Consider the following 22,111-nt stretch of genomic DNA (forward strand, 5'->3'; position numbering starts at 1 on the left):
GACATATGGCGTTAACAATATTTGCATTAGTATTGTTACTTTACGTTGGTGTCGGGGCTTTCATAGCCCGTTATGTTAAAAATAGTGACGATTTCTACACGATGGGAGGAAGGGGATCGACATTACTGATTGTTGGTACCCTTGCAGCCACTTATCTTAGTGCTGCGACTTTATTAGGAATTGCCGGAGTTTCCTATGCAGAGGGACCTCTGGTTATCGCAACACTTGGTTCTTTTGGTGCCTGGATAGGGACGTTGCTTGCGGTTGTATATGTAGGAAGAAAAATGAAAGCGTTAAACTGCAAGACGATGCCGGACTTCTTTGATAAACGGTTCAATAACAAATGGGTCAGCATCATCGCTATAGTTATTATGATTGTAGGATTAGTTGGATATGGAGTAATCCAGTTCATTGGAGCAGGACTGGTACTCAGTGAAATAACAGGGATTAATTTCAAATTGCTTATCGTGCTGTTCACGGTCGCTTTGATTGCCTTCACTGCTTTTGGAGGAATGTACGGTGTCGTGGTGACCGATACGTTAATGTTTTTCACGATGCTGGCTATCTCTGTTGTCATCGCTCCGATGATTATTGGACAAGCAGGCTTTGAACAGATGAAAGGCCTTTCCGAGACACTGCCTAATTTCTGGACGATTGGCGGTACGGAAGATCGTTCGATCGGATGGTCGATTTCTCAGTTCCTTGTATGGATCCTTTTCTTTACTTGTATGCCTGCCCTTGTATCCCGTGTGTTTCCTGCCAAAAACGACTTCGTTATTTTGAAAACTGCCATTATCGGTGTATTTTTTGCACCGTTCATGCAGCTGACGGTTTTCATTGCCGCAGGTGGCATGCAAGTGCTTAAACCAAACATTACTCCAGCGGATAATGCTATGATTGTTGGGTTTATGGAATTCACCAGCCCTGCGATTGCCGGAGTAGGCCTCGCTGCTTTAATGGCTTCTATCATGTCCACGGCTTCAACACTTTTCGTTCTCGTAGGTTTCGCATTATCCCGAGACTTGTATGAAAGATTATTTGAAAAAGAGCTCAATGAAAAACAGAGCCTGACTGCCGCAAGAATCGGGCAGGTAATAGTAGCGGTTATCATCTGCGCAATTGCCATCGCGCAGCCGTCCGCCATCTACTGGATTTCTATCTATGCTGGCTCCATCTTTGCTGTCGGCTGGCTGCCAACGATTGTAGCTTCGTTTGAATGGAAGAAAATGAACAGTAAAGCAGCTTCCATCAGCATGGTTGCCGGGGTGGCTTCGTTCATTCTATTCGGTGAGCTGATTAAGGCGGGAATCATGACACTTCCGACTGGCGTGGATGAACTGATGCTGGCCCTTCTAGTCTCGGTCGCTACTCTGATTATTGCAGCTCTTGTAACGAAACCTACCACATACGAACTGAATTACTTCACAGAGATGAAGAGTACCGGAATGGCAAAAATAACTATCCAGGAATTTATGAAACAGCCGGACGGGCTTCAAAAGATTAAAAAACAGTATAAACAGATCATAACGGTTTCTGTATTGTTCACGTTTATATCCGTTGTTGTCTGGGGTTATTTCTTCATTAAACTTGGCTTGTAGAAAAGAAGGAGGGAGAACGGGAGATGAAAACGTTGAATCATATCAACGAAGAAAGGCTATTTCGTAATCTATCTAAAAGCTCGGAAATCGGTGCTATTCCCGGAAAAGGCCTTAGGCGTTTAGCTCTTTCCGATGAGGATAAAGAAATGAGAGATATATTCAAAGCCTGGTGTGAAAAAGCTGGCCTGACTGTAAGGGTGGACGACTTTGGAAATATGTATGGCAGAAGAGAAGGAAAGAAAGCTCTTCCTCCAGTAGTACTTGGTTCCCACCTGGACACGCAGCCGGCAGGAGGAAGGTTCGATGGAGTGCTCGGTGTGCTGCTGGCGCTTGAAGTGATCAGCACATTGAATGATCATAACATCGAAACAGACAGACCTGTGGAAATCGTCAATTTCACGAACGAAGAAGGGGCGAGGTTCGAACCTCCTATGCTCGGGTCAGGTGGTATAGCCGGTGTATTTGATCAGGAGTATGTCTATAGCAGAAAAGACCGGGACGGACACAGCTTTCAGGAGGAACTGCAAAGGATCGGCTACAAAGGCGAAAAAGAAAACAGGCTCGGAGATTTTCACTCTTATGTGGAACTCCATATCGAACAGGGCCCGGTTCTTGAGGATGAGAACAAGCAGATCGGGATCGTGGAAGGTATTCAGGGCATCAGCTGGCTGGAAGTGACAGTTACAGGGGAAGCGGACCACGCAGGTCCCACCCCGATGCATTTACGAAAAGATGCGCTGATGGCTGCCGCAGAAATCATGCATAATCTGGAAAAGAAGATCGCGAATACTGAGGTGACGGTAACCGTCGGCAAAATTTCCGCTTCACCTGACACAGTCAATTGCGTTCCTGGTGAGGTTTATTTCACCGTGGATATCCGCAGCACCGATGATTCTCTGCGGGAGGAAGCGGTAGAAGAAGCAAGGACACTTATACGGGAAGTATGCCAGGAAAGACAAGTAGACGTCGAGACGACGGCGCTATGGAATACGGAAAAAATCGATTTTGACAAAGGAATTATCGATGCCATTGAAGAAAGTGTTGAAGACTCAGGCTATTCCTCAAGAAAAATCGTCAGCGGAGCCGGGCATGATGCCAAGTACATGAACAATATTGGCCCGACTGCGATGATTTTTCTCCCAAGTGTCAACGGTAAGAGTCACGTACCATCGGAACTGACGCTGGATGAAGATATCATAAGCGGTGCCAACGTGCTCTATCAAACCACGGTGGCATTGGCTGAAGAATAGACCAGAATATCGGAATAAGGTGGGCATTTGTGATGGGAACAAACAAAGATCTGGTAAGAAAGAAAATAGATGAATTGTGGGAAGAAGAAAAGCTGTTTTTGAAGACGCTCGGAAGTTTTCCGAGTACGTTAGGAAATGAAAAAGAAGTACAGGAATTTATTTATCATTACTTGCAGGATATGGGGCTGGAGACGGAGTCAGTGGCAGTCGATCCAGAGCGGTTGAAAGACTATGAAAACTTCGGGGAACCCGACTGGTCATACGAAGACCGCCCGGTAGTTGTAGGAGAATGGAAAAATACCGGGCAGAAAAAAGGGAAAAGCCTGATCCTGCAAAGCCATATGGACGTAGTAAGTGCCGGCCCTGAAGACCAGTGGGATACGAGTCCATATGCTCCTGTCATCAAAGACGGCAAGATGTATGGCAGAGGCCTGCTGGATATGAAAGGCGGCTTTGCTGCCATCGTATTTGCAGTCAAAGCATTACGTAATCTCGGTGTGGAGCTGGGCGCAGACCTGCAAATCCAAAGTGTCATCGAAGAAGAGTGTACTGGAAACGGGGCGCTGGCTTTATTGGATGAGGGTTACACAGCTGATGGAGCCCTGATTCCGGAACCGACCAATTTGCGTCTCCTTCATTCACAAGTGGGCGTCATGTGGCTCCAGGTGAAAGTAAAGGGAGCGGGTGCTCATGTCGAACGTGCAGAAAGTGCACAGAATGCGATTATGAAAGCGCACAAACTGATGGATGCGTTGATGGGCTATCGAGAGCATATCAATAGCCAGCCGAAACACCCTGATTTTGACCATCACCCGCATCCGCTCAATGTCAATGTCGGTAAGGTAGAAGGCGGGGACTGGGCTTCCAGTGTGCCAACAGAATGTACTTTTGACGCTAGAGTCGGCTTTTACCCGGGAACCGATCCAAAAACTGTTCAAAAAGAAGTCAAACAGTGGTTATTGGATGCTGCCAAGGAAGATGACTGGCTGAGAGAAGCGACACCGGAAATTACATTTTTCGGTTTCTCTGCGCCGGGCTACACGATTTCCAATGAAGAAGCAATCATGCAAGAGATGAGCAACTCTCATAATGCTGTCACCGGCACCCAGGCGGAGAACCTGGCTTTCACTGCTACCACGGACCTAAGAGCATACGGAGAGTTTAACATTCCTGCTACCTGTTATGGACCGATTGGTGCTAATATGCACGCGCCAAACGAATACATTGAGCTGGACAGTTTGAAGACGGTGACGAATGTAATCGCTGATTTCATTTTGCGGTGGTGTGAAGAAAAGTAACCCAAATTGAATGGGACATAGGAGAGGAAACATATGAAGCCTTTTAATGTGGCCATTCCAACACCTTTTTTGGACGATGAGCAGTTGAACGTGGAAGGGTTCCGTCCTATTATTACCTATTTGAAAGCGAATGGGGTGGAGTCTGTAGTCATATCCGGTACAACCGGCGAGCAACACTCAATGAGCATTGAAGAAAGAATGCAAATTATCGATTATTTCAATGAGCAAGATTTTACGGGGATTGAGCTTATTTTTGGAGTGGCTGCCATGCGGTTGAAAGATGCACAAAGACTCGTCAGAAAATTAGAGGACTCGGTTTTTGATGGATTGCTGCTCGGATTTCCTCCTTATATTAGACCGACGCAACACCAGGCTGTTCACTATGCGGGGGAATTGCTGCGCCTAACTACAAAGGAAGCGATCCTTTATAATAACCCTGCGAGAACCGGTTTTGACTTAAGCACGGAGTCCTTCCGGGAACTTCTTAGAAGACACTCGAATATTGTTGGGTTGAAAGATGGTGGAGATAAAACTCGTCATGCTGATATAGAATTTCCTGATAATTTTATTTTGTATGCGGCAGGGGACATGCAAGCTGACCAACAGGTAAAGGAAGGATGCAATGGACTCTCAAGCATGGTCGGAAATATATATCCTCAGGAGATGAAAAGTATGCTGCATGACCTGTGTAATAAAGGGACCAGGTATGAAGAATACAAGAGGCTGATTGATGAAGCCACAGAACAGCCGCTCATTGAATCTATAAAAAATCACTATAATTCACTTGGAATAGGTGCAGGCATCTGCCGTTCACCATTATAATTTTATTCCTGAAAAGTGCCTGACACCCAATTCTTTCCTGGGGGTCAGGCACTTTTCAAATTAGTAGGGATGGCGATTTTGAGTTGTCTCATATAAGCAGTATTTGTCTATGAAAAGCGCGGGAATGTCTAATTTATTTTTCAATTTGTCTATTTAAACTTCGAAATTGTCTAATATGTTGTGGGATGTGTCTCAGTTAGTATCCGTATTTTCTAATATATCAATGTATTGTCTCATAAAAAGCTCTGTTTTTTACAATTTGAAAATATGGGCGGGTGAATCATTTTTGGGGTGGATGTACCCGAAGCGGGCTCAAGGTGAATAGGATGAGGATGTATATCAAGGAGGCGAATGACATGTATTACTACTATCCTTATCAGTCAATGACTTACCCTGGACACCGACAGCAAAATGGGGGGCAGGGCCCAATGGTATGCTTTCCTCAAGATAGTGCGCCACAAATAGAAGGTGGAATGGAAGGTACATTTACCCCATCCGATGGGGAAGAAATGTCCGTTATTTGTTACCCTGTCCCAGCCCAGGGAGCACCAGGCGGACCAGGCCAGGGCAACGGCCAAGGTAACGGCCAAGGTAACGGTAATGGAAATGGCAATGGGAACGGAAACGGGGGTCAGGAAGAAATTCCTTACGGCGAGATATTGGAACAACTCCCACTACCAGGCCAGGGTAATGGCAATGGAAACGGAAATGGTCAAGGCGGTATGATGCCCCAGCTTCCATTCCCGGGTCAGGGGGGGAATGGCCAAGGCGGAATGCCAGGATTTCCAGCTCCCGGCCAGGGGAACGGTCAGGGAATGCCTGGCGGCGGTATGATGCCTGGCCCTGGTCAAGGTGGCATGCCCGGCGGTGGCACGATGCCAGGCCGGCAAAGTAATCGGTTTGGACGAAGGTCAGGGATGAGCGACTCTTATTATTACCCTAATAGCTCCTATTACTGGTAGAATATTCCCTTAAAATAGTGGTATTTGCATTGCTATAGAGCTATCAATTTCCCCTGATCCCCAATAGGTTAACGTGGGGGTCAGGGGTTTTTATTTATTGAACTATCCAATCCCTCATGCGAAAATTAAGGTAGCAATGTTCTAGAGGAGGGGATGTAAGTATGAAACGAGCAGGTATCATAGGTGGGCTTGGGCCGGAATCGACCGTAGATTATTATAAGCTTTTCATTGATAAGTATCAGCAGCGTGTCAACAGCCGGCAGAAGCTCCCGGAGCTCTACATTAACAGCATCAACATGTATAATATTTTTCAATTTATTTCAGAAAATGAAATCGATAAGCTGATTGATTATGTAGGGAAAGCCGCCCAGCAGCTGGAGTCGATTGGGGCTGATTTCATCGTGATTGCCGCCAACACCCCACATATTGTTTTTGATGAAGTTCGTAAGCAGGTTGATGTTCCGATGATCAGTATTGTTGAGGCTACGTACGAGCGGACAAAGGAAATGGGCATCGAAAACGCAGGCTTGCTAGGGACAAAATTTACGATGGAGCACGATTTTTTCAAGGAGCAATTCTGGAAGCATCAGGAGAAAATTACGGTCCCATCGGAAGAGCAGCAGGCGTATTTGCATGAAAAAATTGTAGAAGAATTAGAAAACGGCATTGTCAAAGAGGATACGAAGAAAGACTTTATCCAGGTGGTCAATCAGATGGTGGAGGAGTCTGGTATAGATGGTCTGATTCTTGGATGCACAGAACTACCGATGATTTTAAAGGAAGGCGATGTATCTATTCCGCTTATCAATACGATGGAAATTCATGTTGATAAAATGGTAGAGCAGGTTTTCCGTGAGGAATAATTTGAGCCTGGCCCCAAGCTAATTCCTAGGGGTCAGGCCGTTTCATTAGTTTTTTAAAAAAGCAAAAATATGGTTGATGAACGGTTCTGTCTTTTCAATTTGTGTCCAGTGACCGCATTCATTGAACAAATGCAATTCAGCATGAGGTAACAGCTGAATCAATTGATAACTGGTGTCTTCAAATTTAATGACCTGGTCATTTAACCCATGGAACAATAAGGTTTCCGTGGTGATTTTTTTAATTTCATCATCCGGTAACGCAAGTTCATCCAATCTTTCTTGTCGGAAATCGAAAAACATCGCTTGGAATGCTTCTTTCGTTTCTGGTTCTATACTGGCTTCATAACGTAATTGAACCAGTTCTTCATTTTTGGCTGCATCCTGGTTATAGGAGAATAGTTGAATCAATTCACGCATCGATTCAAGGCTAGGTTCGTATCCCCAGACGCGATCCAAACCGTAGGATAATTTATGCTGCACTCCGACCGTACCCATCAAAATCAACTTCTTCACTAGATCAGGTCTTCTGTGAGCAACGTGAAGGGACAAGGCCCCGCCAAAAGAATTTCCAACTAAATATACGGCTTCATCGGAGACCGATTCTATAAAATCAATCAGATGGTTTACCCATAGATCCAGTGTATATTCATCTTTTGGCAATTTATCTGTTTCGCCAAAACCGACGATGTCCGGGGCAAACACATGCAGGGACTCACTTAAATGAGGAATAATGAGGCGCCAGTTTGCAAATGCGGACACTCCAGGTCCGGAACCGTGGATCAGTATCATTTTTTCTTTGCCGGAACCTTCTTCATGATAGTGGGTATTGATCCCATTGACTTCCATATAATTAGAACTAATTTGCAAGTGAAACACTCCTTTAAGACAAGTTATTAGAAAGCAAGAAAGAGGCACCTGATTGTCCTCTTTCTTGAAAGACTATTTGAATAGTAGATGTTAAGAATTTTTTACAGGGGTCTTTCTTTTTACCGGCGTTCCATATTCGAAAAACTCTTGAGGTAAGTTAGAGCCGTGCCAAATAATCGCTTTCTCTAAATCTTTCCCTTTCCATTCCACGGTCTTCCAGTCAGGATCGAAAATTTGGTACCCAGGGTCACCGAATAATTCAACACGATTGCCACCTGGTTCGACCACGTATAAAAAGCAGGCTTGCGTTACACCGTGTTTCCCCGGACCAGCTTCAATTTCGTAACCACGCTCAATCAGTAAATCGGCAACGTCTGATAAATGCTGGGGAAAGCCATACCAATAGCAGATGTGGTGAAGGCGCCCTTCTTCGCCTAATGCATCTCCCATAATAGCAATATCGTGAACCAGGTTACTAACACTTAACCAGGCAGCGATATCAGAATCATCCTCTGCTAAAATACGCTCGCGAACTTTAAATCCCAATGCTTCCTCATAAAATTCAACGTTTTTATTCGTTTCTTTTGCCAGGAGATTGATATGGTCAAGCCGTCGTACAGGGACACCATAATTCGGACGTCGCTGTGGGCGGTTTAACAACGGTGTTTTCTCTTCCTCAGGGGCCTTGTAATATTCAACATCCCAGAAAATTTCTACTTTATGGCCATCAGGGGAGTGAAATTGATACGCAGGGCCATGACCGATATCGCCATCGATCCAGCCAATCCCGCAGCCCATCTCCTCAATGGCAGCGACCCGGCGCTCCAGTGCCTGAGGGGAGGTAGCCCGTAAAGCAAGGTGACCTAATCCAGCTTCCTCATTTTCGGTAATGATCAGTGTATTATGATAGTGATCCTCATATGCCCGCATATACACGGATTTTCCTTCCCGGTGGGCGACACTCATCCCCATAATATCTTTAAAAAACGCTACGGATGCCTCTACTTTCGGGCTGTGAATTTCTACGTGCGCGAGGTGTGCAACATCAAGAATCGGTTCTTTTGTCATTTGAATTTCCTCCTTTAATTTTGGTTATTTATTAGCAAAAATTTCGATTTACCACATTGGGTGCCCGTCCAGACCAAGAATGGATTTACCGTATCCGACCATTGCATCTTCATACAGGTGGGTAGGGTGGGAGGCAACAGCGAGTAAGTCACGAACAAATCGTTCGGTATGCATGTCCTTATAGAGTGAATTTCCACCAAGGGTTATTAATACCCGTGTCGCTGTTTCCGCAGCAGTTTTAGCAACATAACCGCGCATCGCGAATAGCTGTTCACGCTCTTCCTCTTCTAAAACGCGAATACCGTTTTCCTGGTAATAATGCAATTTATCCATATATTCTTTAGCCACTGCTTTTAAAGCGTTCAGCTGTGTGGTTAATTCACCTAGCGTCCGCTGGGCACTGCCGGCGTCTTTTTCATTGGAGTTTTTATTATAAATTCGAACGCGGCCTTTCGTTTTTTCTTTAAAGTTCTGAACCAGGCGTTCCAATCCCCCGATGGCAACCTGCGGGAAACCGGATAGGAAGAAAGCTAGATAAGGAACATTGAAGATTTGATAGTCTCCTTCGTAATTGCCATCTGGTGCTGTAGCACCTTTAACTACGCGTGATAATGGGAAGACGGAGCTTGGCTCGACATAAACATCATCTACTTTAACTGCATTACTGCCTGTGCCGCGAAGTCCGATCGCATCCCAATTCTCAATGATTTCTGTATCCTTTTTATGGACGATAAACAGACTTAACTCCGGCTCGTCAGCATCTCTCATTTGGTGAACGGCACCTAGAGCAATCCAATCACACCACAATACACCGCTGCAGAAATTCCAGTGGCCGCTGATCCGGTAGCCTTTTCCATCTGGATCATCCGTGACCTTACCAACCGGAGCAAACACATCCGCCATTAATGAGCCACTGTTGTATAGTTCCTCCCGGCCCTGTTCCGGCAAAAATGCTGGCCATGTTTCGTGGATAATAGCGAAATAAGTGAGCCAGGAGGCGGGAACACTGTAGTTGGCTATCGTTCGAATGATATCGCCAAAAGTATAGTAATCTAATTCCTGGCCGCCATAGGCTTTTGGTCGAAGCAGCTTATGAAAGCCGGCTTCCTTTATTTTTCCAATGACTACATCTGGTAATTTCGCGTCTATATCAGCTTGTAATGCATGCTGTTCAGCCAGTTCACCAACTTCTTGTGCTTTTTGCAGCAGTTCTTCCCGGTTAACTGTTTGGTGTGTTTCTACCGTATTGATGGACAATGGTATTCCTCCTTCTTTTTTGTAAGCGCTGTCAGATTAATCAGCAGGCCTGCCTGATTGGTTATCATTATATGGACTGTGTAAACGTTAAGATAGCTACTAAAAATACGAAAGTTTATTGTATTTTCAGACTATTTATACGAATTTACATAAACGGAAGGAGGAGAGACGTATAGAAATAGAGGGGTTTCGACAGTCTTTTTGTAACAACAAAAAACCTTAGAAAAAAAACAGTCCGGTGACTGAATTAATCTAAGGCTGGGATAATTTGGAGGGCTCCGGGGTGTGCCAATAAACACCCCGGAGCCCTCCAGAAAATGGTATATTTAGATTTTGATTTTTCCTTTTGTTTTTAAGATGTTCAATGCCATATAAACAGAAAATACGCTTTGTGTGTCGTTCAGGTCAATGTTTAGAATATCGCTGATTTTGTCCAGACGGTAACGCAGCCCGCTGATCGACATGGTGAGAGCCTTGGCTGTGTGATTAATGTTAAGACCGTTCTCTATATAAGCATAGAGCGTTTCGGTCAACTCGGAATTTTTGTCACATTCGAGTAACTGACCGACTTGTTTGTGCACGAATCGATTGATTAATGTCTCATCGGGGAGTTGAAATAAGACACTTTCAATCCCTAAGTCTTCAAAAAACTGAACCTGCTTGTTGGGATTTTTCGCTTTTAACGTTGCCAAAGTTTCATCATATAAAATAGGCAGCTGGTCGATTTTTTCAACGACAGAACTGACACCGACAAAGAACTTATAGTTGCCGAAGCGGCGGGAACAATGCTTTAACAATTGTTTGATGAATTTCAGTTGCTTCATACATACTTCTTTGAAAGAAGAATACTCAACTAAGATGATAATTTTACCTGCTTTTTGAGATACAATGGCGTTTACATGTCTCTCTTTAAAAAATAAATTAATGTAACGGATGAGATCTTCATTCACTTCAATCTCATAATTCAACTCGGAGTTATTGATATCTCTTTCCATTGTCAGCATCCAGTAGGAATCATCCGGGTTAAAATTCAGGTAGTAGGCAATTTTATAGAGTTCTTCTTTCTCTAACCTTCTCCCCAAAATGTCACTTAAGAAACCACGTCTGATATTCTGTTCGGTATTCACCTTGATGTTTTCATTCAGCAGTATAATCGATGCAGTCAGGGATGCCTGATCGATTACCATATGCTCTAGATCATTGGGGGTATGACCATCTAAATACAGAAATGAGCAATAACCCTTGATTTCCTGTTCTAACCAAATAGGCGTCCGAAGTATGCCAGTTCCATCTGGACCACTTATAAACTTGGTCGTTTCCGTATTTATTTTCTCCAGGTCAAAATCGATCGTAACATGATCCGATTGCACCATGATTTGATTATATTCATTTTCAATAAATACCGGCAGGCCGGTTGTTTCATATAGTAAGTCGACGATTTTTTTCAGTCCTTGCTTCGCCAGTAATTCTTCAATTAATTTCCGGTGCACATGGTACGCTTTATTTAAATTATCCCGTTCTTTTTTAAATTTTGCAGTGATTTCATCCAATTCCTGAATCATACTGTTGGACTGATAATACCGATATTCGTTTTCCAGCTCTTGTCCCCATTTTTCCATCGGCATACAAATGACTTCGCATTTATCTTCGCCCATGGCACTGCATTTCGTTTCTTTTACGAGGATCGGTCTTTTTAAGACGGTAGATAAATAACCGCTCGCATATCCGCACATGGTATGACAGACAGGCTGGTCACTGGGAATACCGCCTTTTAAAAATTCATCCGCCTCGAATGAATTGAACCAGGAGACATCGATTGCGTCCAAGTCACCTTCGTCATCATAATGGATATCATTGATTTCCACACGATCGAGGTAGCCATGTAACTGGTGCAATTTGGGACCGGCGTTAATCAGGTCGAGCTCACTTTTCCACTCGCAGCTTAAAGCTTTTTCTCCATCACTCACACCATTATGCCAGCCATAACGAACGAAAATTCCCTTGGAGCGATCGTCTCCGATCGTGGATCGCAGCTCCTGTTTTAAAGACGAAATTGCCGTAATCGGAATCGTGACCATCCGTTCATAAAAAGCATGCAACGCCTCTTCTTTCGGTAATTCAAACACATCATTTAAATTTGTGCGGCTTAAATCAGTACCCATATGCATCCATCCCTTCCTAATGAATGTTACTAAGTAACACTTATTAATGAGCCTTCATTCGAAAAGCTTTTTAAACTTTTCACACGAAAAAACATTGAATTTTGCTATTTATCGTAGGATTCATTTCAAAAACATAAGTGCTACCATTTAGTTATTCAACACCAGGCAAGATGGATAAGGGGTGAGGGGAGCAATATTATTCTGACTTTCTCCTTTATCTCTTAAACTAGTCCTATTTGGAAACGGTTACATTTTAAATGGGCAAGATTTAAGGTGTAACCACTATATTTAAGTTGCAAAACATTATAACACACATCGCGAAAATTGTCAGAATAATTTTTACTTTCAAGGAAAGGAGGGGCTTGGTGATTCAGCTGTATTTTATGTAGCCAGCAGATGGCATGAAAGTGTGAGATGTATGTAACAGCGGGCTACCAACCCAGCTGATGCATGACCAATAAATTTTAATATTATCAAGGAGGTAATTTTGATGGATGATCGTCAATTCAGAAATGCAATGGGGAAGTTTGCAACCGGGGTGACTGTGATTGCGACAGAAACGGATGGACAGGTACACGGGATGACAGCGAATGCATTTATGTCGGTTTCTCTTGATCCGAAGTTGATTGTGATATCTGTAAAAGAAGATGCGAAGATGCTTGACAGGATTAAGGAAAGCAATCATTTTTCCGTGAATGTCCTATCCTGTGAGCAACAGGAAGAATCGATGATTTTTGCCGGTCAAAAGCAGCCGGAGGAAGAGTTCCAATTTGATTATCTGGAAGGCGTACCTGTTGTTAGAAATGCGTTAGTGCAGCTTTCCTGTGAAGTCTATAATGAACATGTAGAAGGAGATCACACTTTGTTTGTCGGGCGTGTCACAGAGATGGAACTGAAGGATGGCGACCCATTGATCTTTAATTGTGGGAAATACCGTGAACTAAAAGAAATGGAAAGCGTATCTAACTGATCTATTTAAGGAAAGGGGAGAAAGCGGATGAAAACCATCTATTTAAATTCACAGAACCTGACTTACTGGCAGAAACATTCCAGAGAAAATGTCATCGCTTTAGGTTTCTTTGATGGCGTTCATAAAGGGCATCAACGAGTAATACGGGAAGCCAAAAGAGAAGCGGATAGAAGGGGTGTGGATTTAACGGTGATGAGCTTTTTCCCCCATCCTAAAGTTGTCCTTTCCGCCGGGAAGAAGAAATTTGATTATTTGATGCCGCTGAAGGACAAAGCACAGGTGCTGGAAACACTTGGTGTGGATTGCTTCTATATCGTAGAGTTTGATAAACACTTCGCTTCTCTTTCTCCGCAGCAATATGTAGAAAAATATCTAGTAAACTTCGATACCGTGCATGCGGTAGCAGGATATGATTTTCATTACGGCAAGATGGGGGAAGGGAATATTGATCGCCTGAAAGAGGATTCAGAAGGTAAGTTAGCTGTGACTAAGGTCAATAAAATCGAGTACCGGGGAAAGAAGATAAGCTCGACACGCATTAGAAATACGATTGCTGAAGGGCGGGTAAACGACCTGTCTGCCATGATGGGTCGCTTGTATGAAGTTCGAGGTAAACTAATCAACCAGACTTTTATTCCAGAAGACTATTATATGCTGCCGGGGAGCGGGATCTATGAAGTGACGATTAACACGGGAAATGAAATCTTTTACACAACCGTAGATAACAACCGGGAAGATGATAGATTTGAGATAGTAGATGAAAGATTAGCCAGGACTCTTAACGGGGCAGACATTTCCGTCATTTGGAGAAAGTCCAAGTCCAATGAAACAATATACGAGCATGTATGATTAAGAAAGGAAGCGTGTGAATGATGGCTGAAAAGCTAACGAGTGTAGCGAGGGACATTTTTGAAGCAGAAAGAAAACGCGAGCCGATTGATCCCTTAACCGATACGGATCCCGCTATTTCCGTGGAAGACGCCTATCACATTCAGTTGAACTATGTCGAAGAGCGGAGAAGAAATGGAGCGGTTATTAAAGGGAAGAAAATCGGACTGACAAGTAAAGCGATGCAGCAAATGCTTGGTGTTGATCGACCCGATTATGGCCACATACTGGATGATATGGTCTTTTCGGAAGATACCCCTATCGATGCTGACCGTTTTATTGCACCAAAAATAGAATTTGAAATCGCTTTTGTGCTAAAAGATTCTCTTAAGGGGCCAGGGGTTACTTTGGATGACGTCGAGCAGGCGATCGATTATGTCGTTCCTGCAGCTGAAATTATCGACAGCCGGATTAAGGATTGGAAAATCAAGTTCGAGGATACCGTAGCAGATAACGGTTCTTCCGCCGGTGTGGTGTTTGGTAAGGGGAAGAAAAGGCTGGAAGAGCTTGACCTTCCAAATGTAGAAATGAACGTCTATCAAAATGGGAGCTTTCTCGATAATGCTAAAGGATCTGCAGTGTTAGGCAATCCTTTGGAAGCGGTAGTCTGGCTGGCTAATGCTTTAGGGGAATACGATATTACCTTGCATGCGGGAGAATGTATTCTGGCAGGAGCGTTGGCTAAAGCGGTCCCAGTACAAAATGGCGATGCGTTCCAAGCTGAATTTGAAGGCTTGGGAACAGTAGCGATTGAATTTGGAAAATAGATCTGCAGGAGTTAGGAATTGAGGTTCCCTTCTGTACATGCGTAAGACAAGAGAAGGATTTTTTTGTATCGAAATAGAATGATAGGGACAGAAGGGAGGATTTATTTTAATGAAATATGTACGGTTTGCAGTAACGAAAGAAGTAATGTACGGAGTATTAGAAGGAGATACACTCACACAATTAGACGGAGATTTTCTGCAAGGAACATCAGCCAAGCTGGATACTACTTTTAACTTAAATGAAGTGAAACTTTTACCGCCGGTCGTGCCGGGGCAGATGGTGGCAATCGGATTGAATTATGCCCTTCATGCCGAGGAAAGCGGGATGCCGATACCTGATGAGCCAATGATGTTCATGGTCTCGCCAACAGCTATTATTGGTCATGAAGACAAAGTGACCTTACCAAATTTGGAACACAGAATTGATTATGAAGCAGAGCTAGCAGTTGTTATTGGAAAAGAAGCAAAAAACGTATCAAGGGATGAAGCGCTGTCGTATGTATTCGGCTATACATGCAATAACGATATCTCGGACAGGCACCTTCAAAAAAAGGATGGTCAATTTACGAGAGCTAAGTCTTTCCCTACGTTTAAACCACTGGGGCCGGTAATTGAAACAGAATTGGACCCTAATCAGGTAGATATTAAGCTGTCCATTAACGGTGAAGTGAGACAACACTCTAATACGAATGATCTTATTCATAAAATTGAGGACTTGATTGTCAAGGTGACAGAAGTGATGATTTTGAACCCTGGGGATGTGATTATCACCGGAACCCCTTCGGGAGTGGGGCCGCTTAAGCCTGGTGATCATATCGAAATCGAAATAGAGGGAATTGGGAGGCTGAAAAACCAGGTAATAGATTAGTTCCTTCATTTTTTATAATGGCTCTGTTAAAACTCAGTGTTGATATTACAATAAAAGCTCCCTTTAATGGAAGACTCAGTTTCAAGATAAGTTGTTTCCGTTACGTTAGTAACGGTTTGGAGGTCCGGGAAATCACTCGCTTTCCATAGGCATGTGGTGAGCTTCCTCAGGCTTCGCCTTCTGGGATCTCACCGTTCATGTTCATCCTATAGGAGTCTCGCAATTTCCCGGCCCTCCTTGCGTTTATGAGAGAACGGAAACATCAATATAAATCACTTCAAACTTAGTACGGGTCCTTCTGAAAAATGGCCTGCTACCTGAATCCATGGTCATTAAAGAGAAAATGTGGAAGACATCTTAACCTTTATGAATGGTCCGTTATCCAAAAAAGGATAAGGCGGCCGGGAAACGGTGAGACTCCCGTGGGAGAAGGGACAAGGCGAGACCCCACAGGGAGTGAAACGAACGAGGAGGCTCGCCAGTACCCCCACAGGAAAGCGAATCGTTTCCCGGCCGCCTTTACTATTGACTCGGTAACGGACCAAAAAACATCTCGAAATCAAGTCTTCGACTTTTCGGCCCTATTGTTGAATAAGCCTATTATGAAAATTAACATCAACGTTTAACAGAGCCTTTATAATAAGGAAGTTGAAATGATCCACTTTGAGCATTATGCTGAAGTGGATTTTTCATTTGTATGAAAAAATCTAAGTTGTTGCATATAGCGGAATTCGTGGTTTCATAAATGTCGAAATATTTTTAGAATAAATAGTAGAGTTAATAAAAAACAGGACTTCATTTCTAAGAGATGGAGAACGAGCTTTTTGAAAACGTGTTAAATTTGATGAAGGAACAGGGACGAACGTAATCTTATAAAAATAACTATGCAAAAGGGGTAGTAAAATGAAAAACATTACAGTACTTGGAGCAGGTGTTATGGGGCATGGCGCGGCTCAATTATTTGCCCAGGCAGGAAAAAATGTAAAAATCCGGGCCAGACGCGAGTCATCGTTAGAAGATGCAAGAGAACTTATGACGAACAGCTTGAAAATTATGGTTGAAAAAGAAATACTTACAGAAAACGATATGAACCAGACGTTAGCGAGTATCACGTATACAACGGATTTGCATGAAGCGATCGAAGGTGCTGACTTTATTTTTGAATCCATTCCGGAAGATCTTGAGAAAAAACTGGATACATACGAAATCATCGAAAATAGTGTTTCAGACGAAACGATTATTTCATCTAATACGTCCACTTTCCCACTTGAGGAATTAACTCAAAAAGCGAAGCATCCGGAAAGGTTTGTCATTACTCACTTTTTCAACCCGCCACAACTGGTGCCAATTGTGGAAATTGTCAAGGGAGAAAAAACAGAGGAAAGCGTCGTCGAAACAACTTATGATTTAATGAAAGAAATCGGAAAATCGCCAGTAGTTCTGAAAAAAGAGATTTCAGGCTTTATCGTCAACCGCGTTCAAGTAGCTATGCTTCGCGAAGCGTTCCACTTAATGGAAGAGGGAGTGGCTACGGCGGAAGATATTGATATTGCCATGAAAGGAAGTATGGGTTTTAAATGGGCTTTCTGCGGACCGATGGAAAGTCAGGATTTAGCCGGCCTGCAGACCACACAAGCGATGGCTGGAAAGATATTAGAAGATCTCTCTAATACAAGGGAAGTCCCTTCCTTCTTAAAGGAAATGGTGGAGAACGAACAGCTTGGCATTAGAACGAATCAAGGCTTTTACCAATATGAGGATCATGGTGAACAAGCCATTCATACACGGGACGACCATTTCCTGGATCTCCTGAAACTATTACAAGAAAAGTAATAAGAAAGAGAAAAGTGCCTGACCCCCAGTGAGTTAATGCTTTACTACAGCGGGGGTCAGGCACTTGTTATTTTTTTAATATCTAGGAAATTATAAAATTTTCTTTTTTTTGGATAACTTTACGTGGTGGGATCCATCCAGCTCCAGCGCCTACCCCCTCGAGGTCTTAAGACAAGCCTCTCTGTGACAAAAAACGTCACGGAGAGGCTTGTCTTAAGCTTGTCGGGGGTGAGCAAGGCGCTTGCGCTTTTGTTCTGTTAAGTAGTCTCACCCTGAATCAGCTCGACATCAAGAATCACATTCTTGTTTTTGCCCGCCTCAGGATTTTCAATCAGTTCGATTAGTGTGGAACAAAGGCTGTTGCCTATGGCATCTATCGGCTGACTGATGGTCGTTAAAGCAGGCGACCGCAGCATTCTCGTGAAGCTGTGATAGTCATAGCCGATGATTTTCAGTTGTTCCGGCACGTTTATGTTATGTTTATCGGCATAGACATAAAGCGTATAGGCCATGATATCGTTACTGCAAAATACGCCATCGTAGGCGCTGAGCTTTTGTATGCCGATGTTTTTGTCAATGAAGTCCCAGTTGTCCTCAAAGGTGGCCTTGATATGGGCTCCTTCCACGCAATCCCCTTCTATTCCATTCTTTATGCAGGTTAACTGAAACGCGTCACTCCTGCGGTTTGCCAGTAATTCGTATTCCAACGGACCCGAGATATGCAGCAGCTTTTTGCACCCTCTGTCAATCAGGTGCAAGGTGGCCAGTTCTCCGCCTTTATAATTGTCGCTGGCTATATAAGGAATGTTGGAGGAAAGTACGCGATCGAAGGAGACAATCGGCATTCCGGTATCCTGATAAGAGGCTACATCCAGTGTATGGCTGGCCATTACAATCCCATCCACACGGTTTTGTCGGAGCATACTGATATAATGCAATTCTTTTTCTTTATCACTCAATGAATTACAGACCAGCAATTTATAATTTTTATCACTGGCATAAGATTCAATCCAGTTGACCAGTTCAGCAAACAGGGGATGTGATACATCAGGTATGATGACACCGAGCAGGCTGGACTGATTTTTCAGTAACGCACGTGCGATTTGATTAGGCTGGTAATTTAACTGACGCATGGCGTCTTCTACTTTCTCCCGGGTTGCTTTTCCTATATACCCTCTATTATTCATAACTCTTGAAACGGTCGTGACAGACACTCCTGAAAGTTTTGCCACATCCTTAATGCTTACCATTTTGCTTCACTCCGATTCCATGAGGCAGAACACCTCATTGCTATCATTATATCAGTATCTATCAGTTAATTGTATGTCAATCGTTTTCATAATTATACCACATTAGATAGCGTTATTATACCTTGCTTGCAATAAATTCATTGATAATACTGGGTTTTATTTTTAGAAAAATATAAAAATTATATATGAAAACGATTGACATATAATTTCGCTCGGGTATAATTTCACTTGTAAACACTTTCATAGAAATTAAGGGATTTGTTGAATTGCTGATGGTCTACACGTACTTTTTATTTAAAAAGCGGAAAGGGATGGCGATTATGAAAATGAAAGCAATGGTGTCAAGTCTGGTAGTTTCTGGTGCAATACTTGCTGGTTGTTCTTTTTCTTCAGGGGAATCGGCTTCTGAAGATAAGATTTCAATTGAAATTTTCCAAGGTAAAGTTGAGTTTAATGATCAGTTCAATGAATTGGCTAAAGAGTATGAAAAGGAAAATCCTGATGTTGATATTAAGATCACTAGCGTAGGAGGCGGAAGTGACTATGCAGGCTCATTAAAAACAAAGTTCTCTTCAGGAGATGAACCGGAAATTTTTAGTGTTGCCGGGCCGACTGAGGCTGAGCAATTTGGAGATTACTTAACGGATATGTCCGATACAGAACTCGCCGATCTGGCGTTAGAGGGTACTTTAGAGCCAGTAACGGATGATGGCAAAGTACAGGGGGTACCTTTTAACCAGGAAGGATATGGTTTGATCTATAACAAAGAAGTATTCGAAAAAGCTGGTATCGACCCGAACAGTATAGTGACTTATGAGGATTTAGAAAAAGCTGTGAAAGAGCTGGATAGTAAAAAAGAAGAATTAGGAATTGACGCGGTATTTGCCTTCCCGGCAAAAGAAGCCTGGGTGCCTGGCAGTCATTTAGCCAATGCGTTTTTAGCTCCAGAATTCGACCATAAAGTTCTCGAAGCTTATAACGCTGAGTCGGTGGGCTTTGATAAAGGGGAAGAATTTAAGGCTATGGTAGATCTTCAAAATGAATATTCCATCCAGCCTACTTTGAGCCTGGATTACTCCCAGCAGGTGGAAGAATACTTTTCCCTGGGACAGGTGGCCATGATTCAGCAGGGGAATTGGATCTATCCATCTGTCAAACAAATGGATGAGGAGTTTGCTGCTGAAAATATGGGGATTCTTCCTATCCCGGTAGAAGGGCAGGAGGGTAAGATTCCTGTTGGAGTTCCAAACTATTGGGCAGTTAATAGTAATAGTGATGAAGAAGTGATCCAAGCCTCCAAAGATTTTCTTGATTGGATTTACACCTCAGATACAGGAAAAGATTATGTACTCAACGAGTTTAACTTTATTCCAGCTTATGAGGGATATGATTCCTCAAACATTGCTGATCCGCTATCCAAAAAGATTTATGAATATGCTTCGGAAGGTGACACCATCGGCTGGATTTTCCTCGGCTATCCGACTGCATGGGGAGATTACCTTGGAGCCAACGTCCAGAAGTATATTAGCGGCGATATGACCTGGGAAGAGTTAGAAGAGGATTCAAGCAATAGGTGGGAATCATTAAGGAAATAGTCTTTAAAAGAATGAGCTGACGGAGCTGAATAAACTGCTTCGTTTGCTCTTTTTATAAAACGTTCTGGTGAATGTTAAAACGTGAATAAATTAGGAGGTATTTGATGAATAACCGCAGCATGGCATTCTGGCTTTTCCTTACTCCTGTCATACTTGCCTTGGCTATAGTGGTAGTGATTCCATTCGTCTATGGTTTTTTCTACTCATTTACGGATTGGAACGGTTTGAGCGCAACTAAGTTTATCGGGTTCGAACATTACATCAACTTGTTCCAGGAAAAAGAGTTCATGAATTCGATCTGGTTTACGATAAAGTTTGCCGTAGCCTCGGTACTGCTGTTGAACTTTTTTGGCCTGGTTTTGGCTTTGATCGTTACTCGTAATATCAAAACGAATAATTTGCTTCGTACGGTATTTTTCATGCCAAACCTGATCGGCGGCCTGATTCTCGGTTTTATCTGGCAGTTCATTTTTGTCAGTGTGTTTGGTGATATCGGAGATATGCTTGGGGCAGAAGGGATGCAGGGCTGGCTGTCTACAACAGAAACCGGCTTCTGGGGATTGGTCATCCTGACGTCATGGCAGATGGCTGGTTATATCATGATTATTTATATCGCTTATTTGGAGAATATTCCGAAAGAGTTGATTGAAGCAGCGAAAATTGATGGAGCCAGCAGTTTCCAGCGGTTTAAAAACATTACGTTCCCGCTGGTGGCACCAGCTTTTACGATCAGTATGTTCCTGACACTTTCTACATCATTTAAAATTTATGACCAGAACTTATCACTGACCAACGGCGGACCGTATAATTCCACACAGATGGTTGCGATGGAAATCGTCCGGACAGCTTTTTCAGACAACCAAATGTCCTATGCCCAGGCAAAAGCGGTCATCTTCTTCCTGATTGTTGCCGTCGTGGCGCTGACACAGGTTTACTACAATAAGAAACGAGAGGTTGAGATGTAATGAAAAACCAGGAAAAGAAAAGCTTATTCTCAATCGAAATTCTTGGTATCATCCTTGGGTTGTTATGGATCGCACCATTCTACTTGATGGTTGTCAATGCGTTCAAGACAAAGCGGGATATTTTCAGCGGGGTACTTGGGCTGCCGGGGACATGGGAATTCGAAAACTTTGTCCAGGCGTTCATCGATCTCAGCTTCCTGAAATCCTTGTTCAATTCTGTTATGATCACCGGACTCAGCGTCGGCATCATCATTATTTTTTCATCGATGGCTGGATATGCTCTAGCCCGGAACAAAAGTAAAATCAGCGGGGTTTTATTCTTTGTGTTTGTAGCTGCCATGCTGATTCCTTTTCAATCCGTCATGATTCCGCTGGTATCGATGTTTGGGCAGGCAGATATGTTGAATGCTGCCGGATTGATCTTCATGTACCTTGGTTTTGGATGCAGCTTGTCAATTTTCCTTTATCACGGGGCGATGACCGGTGTATCCAAGTCATTGGATGAAGCGGCAATCATTGATGGGGCCAGTCGCTTCCAGCTATTCTGGAAAATTATTTTCCCGTTGTTAAAACCGATATCGGTAACCGTCGGTATCTTGAATGTCATTTGGATTTGGAATGACTACTTATTGCCGTCCCTTGTGTTAAGCGAAGCGAATGCGACGATACCATTGAAGATGTTCTATTTCTTCGGTCAGTATACAAAGCAGTGGCATTTGGCACTGGCCGGCTTGACGATTGCGATTATTCCAGTCATCTTCGGATACTTTTTCGCACAGAAACAAATCATCAACGGGGTGTCCGAAGGGGCTGTCAAATAACTTAGGG

General features: G+C 43.3%; 19 protein-coding genes. 14 read left to right on the forward strand and 5 right to left on the reverse strand.

What is annotated here, in order from left to right:
- Positions 1–5: 5 nt before the first annotated feature.
- From FHS45_RS01415 to FHS45_RS01440, 6 genes are all read left to right on the forward strand, one after another.
- Positions 6–1,598 (forward strand): sodium:solute symporter family protein, encoded by a 1,593-nt coding sequence (locus FHS45_RS01415; protein ID WP_062444638.1) that lies wholly within the window; start codon positions 6–8, stop codon positions 1,596–1,598.
- Positions 1,599–1,621: 23 nt separating this feature from the next.
- Positions 1,622–2,848 carry a Zn-dependent hydrolase gene (locus FHS45_RS01420; protein WP_062444639.1) on the forward strand — a complete coding sequence of 409 codons (1,227 nt, stop codon included), beginning with the start codon at positions 1,622–1,624 and terminating at the stop codon, positions 2,846–2,848.
- Between the two features lie 32 nt (positions 2,849–2,880).
- Positions 2,881–4,146 (forward strand): ArgE/DapE family deacylase, encoded by a 1,266-nt coding sequence (locus FHS45_RS01425; RefSeq protein WP_062444642.1) that lies wholly within the window; start codon positions 2,881–2,883, stop codon positions 4,144–4,146.
- A gap of 33 nt (positions 4,147–4,179) precedes the next feature.
- The gene (locus FHS45_RS01430) at positions 4,180–4,968 is read left to right on the forward strand and encodes a dihydrodipicolinate synthase family protein (protein WP_062444644.1); all 789 of its coding nucleotides are present in this window, start codon (positions 4,180–4,182) and stop codon (positions 4,966–4,968) included.
- Positions 4,969–5,324: 356 nt separating this feature from the next.
- On the forward strand, positions 5,325–5,930 hold the full coding sequence (locus FHS45_RS01435; RefSeq protein WP_062444646.1) for a hypothetical protein: 606 nt from the start codon (positions 5,325–5,327) through the stop codon (positions 5,928–5,930).
- A 161-nt stretch (positions 5,931–6,091) separates the two neighbouring features.
- The gene (locus FHS45_RS01440) at positions 6,092–6,793 is read left to right on the forward strand and encodes an aspartate/glutamate racemase family protein (RefSeq protein WP_062444649.1); all 702 of its coding nucleotides are present in this window, start codon (positions 6,092–6,094) and stop codon (positions 6,791–6,793) included.
- A 45-nt stretch (positions 6,794–6,838) separates the two neighbouring features.
- Here the strand turns inward: FHS45_RS01440 and FHS45_RS01445 are convergent, their stop codons facing one another.
- From FHS45_RS01445 to FHS45_RS01460, 4 genes are all read right to left on the reverse strand, one after another.
- Positions 6,839–7,660 (reverse strand): alpha/beta fold hydrolase, encoded by an 822-nt coding sequence (locus FHS45_RS01445; protein WP_062444652.1) that lies wholly within the window; start codon positions 7,658–7,660, stop codon positions 6,839–6,841.
- A 90-nt stretch (positions 7,661–7,750) separates the two neighbouring features.
- The gene (locus FHS45_RS01450) at positions 7,751–8,728 is read right to left on the reverse strand and encodes a catechol 2,3-dioxygenase (RefSeq protein WP_062444655.1); all 978 of its coding nucleotides are present in this window, start codon (positions 8,726–8,728) and stop codon (positions 7,751–7,753) included.
- 48 nt (positions 8,729–8,776) lie between these two features.
- Complete coding sequence (locus FHS45_RS01455; protein WP_062444657.1) at positions 8,777–9,985, reverse strand: acyl-CoA dehydrogenase family protein; 1,209 nt, start codon at positions 9,983–9,985, stop codon at positions 8,777–8,779.
- A 326-nt stretch (positions 9,986–10,311) separates the two neighbouring features.
- The gene (locus FHS45_RS01460) at positions 10,312–12,147 is read right to left on the reverse strand and encodes a helix-turn-helix domain-containing protein (protein ID WP_062447732.1); all 1,836 of its coding nucleotides are present in this window, start codon (positions 12,145–12,147) and stop codon (positions 10,312–10,314) included.
- Between the two features lie 490 nt (positions 12,148–12,637).
- Here FHS45_RS01460 and FHS45_RS01465 point away from each other — a divergent pair, with 490 nt between their 5' ends.
- The 5 genes from FHS45_RS01465 (at position 12,638) to FHS45_RS01485 (ending at position 17,473) form a co-directional block, all read left to right on the forward strand.
- Complete coding sequence (locus FHS45_RS01465; RefSeq protein ID WP_181949529.1) at positions 12,638–13,117, forward strand: flavin reductase family protein; 480 nt, start codon at positions 12,638–12,640, stop codon at positions 13,115–13,117.
- A 27-nt stretch (positions 13,118–13,144) separates the two neighbouring features.
- The gene (locus FHS45_RS01470; protein WP_062444661.1) at positions 13,145–13,966 is read left to right on the forward strand and encodes an FAD synthetase family protein; all 822 of its coding nucleotides are present in this window, start codon (positions 13,145–13,147) and stop codon (positions 13,964–13,966) included.
- Positions 13,967–13,989: 23 nt separating this feature from the next.
- Positions 13,990–14,772, forward strand: coding sequence for a 2-keto-4-pentenoate hydratase (locus FHS45_RS01475; protein WP_062447734.1), 783 nt, complete (start codon positions 13,990–13,992; stop codon positions 14,770–14,772).
- 109 nt (positions 14,773–14,881) lie between these two features.
- Entirely contained in the window at positions 14,882–15,640 is a 759-nt protein-coding gene (locus FHS45_RS01480) for a fumarylacetoacetate hydrolase family protein (protein WP_062444663.1), read from the forward strand.
- 903 nt (positions 15,641–16,543) lie between these two features.
- Complete coding sequence (locus FHS45_RS01485) at positions 16,544–17,473, forward strand: 3-hydroxyacyl-CoA dehydrogenase family protein (protein ID WP_062444665.1); 930 nt, start codon at positions 16,544–16,546, stop codon at positions 17,471–17,473.
- Positions 17,474–17,730: 257 nt separating this feature from the next.
- Here FHS45_RS01485 and FHS45_RS01490 read toward each other — a convergent pair whose 3' ends face one another.
- Entirely contained in the window at positions 17,731–18,723 is a 993-nt protein-coding gene (locus FHS45_RS01490; RefSeq protein WP_062444667.1) for a LacI family DNA-binding transcriptional regulator, read from the reverse strand.
- 320 nt (positions 18,724–19,043) lie between these two features.
- Between FHS45_RS01490 and FHS45_RS01495 the strand changes: the two genes are divergently transcribed.
- From FHS45_RS01495 to FHS45_RS01505, 3 genes are all read left to right on the forward strand, one after another.
- Complete coding sequence (locus FHS45_RS01495) at positions 19,044–20,318, forward strand: ABC transporter substrate-binding protein (RefSeq protein WP_062447736.1); 1,275 nt, start codon at positions 19,044–19,046, stop codon at positions 20,316–20,318.
- A gap of 104 nt (positions 20,319–20,422) precedes the next feature.
- Positions 20,423–21,283 carry a carbohydrate ABC transporter permease gene (locus FHS45_RS01500; RefSeq protein ID WP_062444668.1) on the forward strand — a complete coding sequence of 287 codons (861 nt, stop codon included), beginning with the start codon at positions 20,423–20,425 and terminating at the stop codon, positions 21,281–21,283.
- Positions 21,283–22,104: a carbohydrate ABC transporter permease gene (locus tag FHS45_RS01505; protein WP_062444669.1), complete on the forward strand. Its 822-nt coding sequence runs from the start codon at positions 21,283–21,285 to the stop codon at positions 22,102–22,104. The genes FHS45_RS01500 and FHS45_RS01505 overlap by 1 nt, the downstream gene beginning before the upstream one ends.
- Positions 22,105–22,111: the final 7 nt, after the last annotated feature.

This window comes from Thalassobacillus devorans (assembly GCF_011761345.1).
GTDB classification, from domain to species: domain Bacteria; phylum Bacillota; class Bacilli; order Bacillales; family Halobacillaceae; genus Thalassobacillus; species Thalassobacillus devorans.

What these genes read in the sequence shown, in the direction of transcription:
- FHS45_RS01415 (WP_062444638.1), top strand. Translation starts at nt 6, where the DNA reads ATGGCGTTAACAATATTTGCATTAGTATTGTTACTTTACGTTGGTGTC.
- FHS45_RS01480 (WP_062444663.1), top strand. Translation starts at nt 14,882, where the DNA reads ATGAAATATGTACGGTTTGCAGTAACGAAAGAAGTAATGTACGGAGTA.
- FHS45_RS01505 (WP_062444669.1), top strand. Translation starts at nt 21,283, where the DNA reads ATGAAAAACCAGGAAAAGAAAAGCTTATTCTCAATCGAAATTCTTGGT.
- FHS45_RS01470 (WP_062444661.1), top strand. Translation starts at nt 13,145, where the DNA reads ATGAAAACCATCTATTTAAATTCACAGAACCTGACTTACTGGCAGAAA.
- FHS45_RS01475 (WP_062447734.1), top strand. Translation starts at nt 13,990, where the DNA reads ATGGCTGAAAAGCTAACGAGTGTAGCGAGGGACATTTTTGAAGCAGAA.
- FHS45_RS01420 (WP_062444639.1), top strand. Translation starts at nt 1,622, where the DNA reads ATGAAAACGTTGAATCATATCAACGAAGAAAGGCTATTTCGTAATCTA.
- FHS45_RS01490 (WP_062444667.1), bottom strand. Translation starts at nt 18,723, where the DNA reads ATGGTAAGCATTAAGGATGTGGCAAAACTTTCAGGAGTGTCTGTCACG.
- FHS45_RS01460 (WP_062447732.1), bottom strand. Translation starts at nt 12,147, where the DNA reads ATGGGTACTGATTTAAGCCGCACAAATTTAAATGATGTGTTTGAATTA.
- FHS45_RS01435 (WP_062444646.1), top strand. Translation starts at nt 5,325, where the DNA reads ATGTATTACTACTATCCTTATCAGTCAATGACTTACCCTGGACACCGA.
- FHS45_RS01465 (WP_181949529.1), top strand. Translation starts at nt 12,638, where the DNA reads ATGGATGATCGTCAATTCAGAAATGCAATGGGGAAGTTTGCAACCGGG.
- FHS45_RS01500 (WP_062444668.1), top strand. Translation starts at nt 20,423, where the DNA reads ATGAATAACCGCAGCATGGCATTCTGGCTTTTCCTTACTCCTGTCATA.
- FHS45_RS01485 (WP_062444665.1), top strand. Translation starts at nt 16,544, where the DNA reads ATGAAAAACATTACAGTACTTGGAGCAGGTGTTATGGGGCATGGCGCG.
- FHS45_RS01495 (WP_062447736.1), top strand. Translation starts at nt 19,044, where the DNA reads ATGAAAATGAAAGCAATGGTGTCAAGTCTGGTAGTTTCTGGTGCAATA.
- FHS45_RS01430 (WP_062444644.1), top strand. Translation starts at nt 4,180, where the DNA reads ATGAAGCCTTTTAATGTGGCCATTCCAACACCTTTTTTGGACGATGAG.
- FHS45_RS01450 (WP_062444655.1), bottom strand. Translation starts at nt 8,728, where the DNA reads ATGACAAAAGAACCGATTCTTGATGTTGCACACCTCGCGCACGTAGAA.
- FHS45_RS01425 (WP_062444642.1), top strand. Translation starts at nt 2,881, where the DNA reads ATGGGAACAAACAAAGATCTGGTAAGAAAGAAAATAGATGAATTGTGG.
- FHS45_RS01440 (WP_062444649.1), top strand. Translation starts at nt 6,092, where the DNA reads ATGAAACGAGCAGGTATCATAGGTGGGCTTGGGCCGGAATCGACCGTA.